The sequence below is a fragment of the Streptomyces lushanensis genome, assembly GCF_001700515.1.
GTDB lineage: Bacteria > Actinomycetota > Actinomycetes > Streptomycetales > Streptomycetaceae > Streptomyces > Streptomyces lushanensis.
The window spans coordinates 1-2,305 of sequence record NZ_MAUD01000527.1 but is presented as its reverse complement, the minus strand read 5'-3'; the positions used below and the strand labels follow the sequence as shown (position 1 = coordinate 2,305).

1 protein-coding gene is annotated in these 2,305 nt (G+C 75.2%); it reads right to left on the bottom strand.

Features of this window, described 5'->3' with window-relative positions; genetic code table 11:
• A partial coding sequence (locus BFF77_RS30790) for a GNAT family N-acetyltransferase (protein WP_079125643.1) occupies positions 1-2,268 on the bottom strand: 2,268 nt, incomplete at its 3' end.
• Positions 2,269-2,305 lie beyond the last annotated feature (37 nt).

Genomic DNA, 2,305 nt, shown 5'->3' with positions numbered 1-2,305 from the left:
CGCCGCCTCGCGAGGCGGCGGACCGGGGTCGGTGGACCGGCCGTGCTCGGCCGGCTCCGGAGGCGCGGCGAGATGCCGTGACCCGGCAGGGCCGGGACGCGCGGCGCGGGGACCGGTGTCCTCGGCGAGCAGCCGCTCGATCAGCGCGGCGGCGGCGCCCTGGTCGATGGCGTCGTCGATGGCCTCGGGCACCTTCCCGGGCCGCCCGGCCTCCCGGCGCCACCGCGCGTACCGCACGGCCTCGCCCAGCGCCCGCACGGCCCGCTCGGCGGCGGGATAGGCGGGAATCCGCGAGACGGCGCCGGGCCCGCCGCCCTCGCCGGGCGGACGGGGCGGCGCGGCACCATCGCCGGGTCCGGCGGCCGAGCCCGGCGGGCCGGGCGTCGCGGGAGGGCCCGGCGTCGCGGGAGGTGAGAGTGCCTCCGGCAGGCCGTCGACCTCCACGTGGACCACCACGACCGGCTTCGGCGGGGTGTGCGCGGTCGCCTCGCGGAGGGCCGCGCCCAGGGCGCCGCCGCCGACGGGGTCGGGCGGGCCCGTTTCGCCGACGTGCGGGATCGCGGTCACCACGACCGCGTCGCACGCGTCGTCGGACAGGGCGTCGGTGAGCGCCGTGCGGAAGTCCGCCGGCGTCGCCCCCGTCGTGAGGTCGCGAGGGCGGAGCGGGCGCAGGCCCTCGGTGAGGCAGGCGTCGTAGGTGAGCAGACCGAGCGACTCGGAATTGCCGAGGATCGCGACGCGCGGTCCCGCCGGCAGCGGCTGGTAGGCCAGCAGCAGCCCCGCGTCGACCAGTTCGGTGACCGTGTCCACCCGGATCACCCCGGCCTGCCGCATCAGCGCCGAGACCGTCGCGTCCGGGATACGGGTGACCGGCACCGCGTGCCCGGGCGGCGCGCTGCCGCTGTGGCGCGCGCCCTTGACCACCACGACCGGCTTCACCGCCGCCGTGCGCCGGGCGAGCCGGGTAAACTTCCGCGGGTTGCCGATCGATTCGAGATAGAGCAGCGCGACATCGGTGTCCGGGTCCTCGTACCAGTACTGGAGGATGTCGTTGCCCGACACGTCCGCGCGGTTGCCCGCCGAGACGAAGGACGACAGGCCCGCGCCGCGCCGGTAGAGCCCGGAGAGCAGCGCGATCCCGATCGCGCCGGACTGGGTGAACAGACCGATGCGCCCGCGCCCGGGCGGCTCCGGCGCGAGGGACGCGTTCAGCCGTACGGTGTCGGCGGTGTTGATGATCCCGAACGCGTTCGGGCCGATGATCCGCATTCCGTACGAACGGGCCTGCCGCACCAGCGCGCGCTGCCGCTCCCTGCCCTCGGGACCGCTCTCCGCGTAGCCGGCGGAGAGGACCACCAGCCCTCGTACACCGTGTTCGCCGCAGTCCGCGACCGCCTCCGGCACCCGCTCCGCCGGTACGGCGAGCACCGCGAGATCGACGGGTCCGCCGATCCGCGCGACGGACCGCACCGCGGGGACGCCGTCGATCTCGGCCCTGTCCTCCTCGAAGGCGTGGTTGACCGCGTACATCCGGCCGGTGAAGCCCGCGCCGAGCAGATTCCGCAGGACCGTACGGCCGACGCCGCCTGGCGCGCGTCCCGTACCGACGACGGCGACCGACCCGGGCGCGAGCAGCCGCTGCACCGAGCGGGCCTCGGCCCGCTGCTCACGGCCACGCTGCACCGCCACGGACTCCGCGGTCGGTTCGAGATCGAGGGTGAGCCGCACCGAGCCGTCCTCGAAGCTGCGCCTCTGCGTGTATCCGGCGTCCCGGAAGACCTTGATCATCTTGGTGTTGGCGGGCAGGCCCTCCGCGGCGAAGCGCCGGATGCCCCGCTCGCGGGCGACCGCCGCGATGTGCTCCAGCAGGGCGGAGGCGATCCCGCGTCCCTGGTGGCCGTCCTGGACCAGGAAGGCGACCTCGGCCTCGTCGGCGGGCGCGGACGCGGGCATCCCGCGCTCGTCGATGCGGTCGTACCGCACGGTCGCGATGAACTCCCCGCCCACCGTCACCGCGAGCCCCACGCGGTCCACCTGGTCATGGTGGGTGAACCGGTGGACGTCCTTCGCGGACAGGCGCGGGTAGGGCGCGAAGAACCGGTAGTACTTCGACTCGTCGGAGACCTGCTCGTAGAAACCGACCAGCCGTTCGGCGTCGTCCTCGGCGATGGGCCTGATGCGGGCGGTGCCCCCGTCGCGCAGCACGACGTCCGCTTCCCAGTGATCGGGGTACGCATGGAGCGGCTTCCGGTCCGGCGGGGTCTCCATGCCCAAATCCTACGGCGGGAGCGGGACGGGGTGGGAG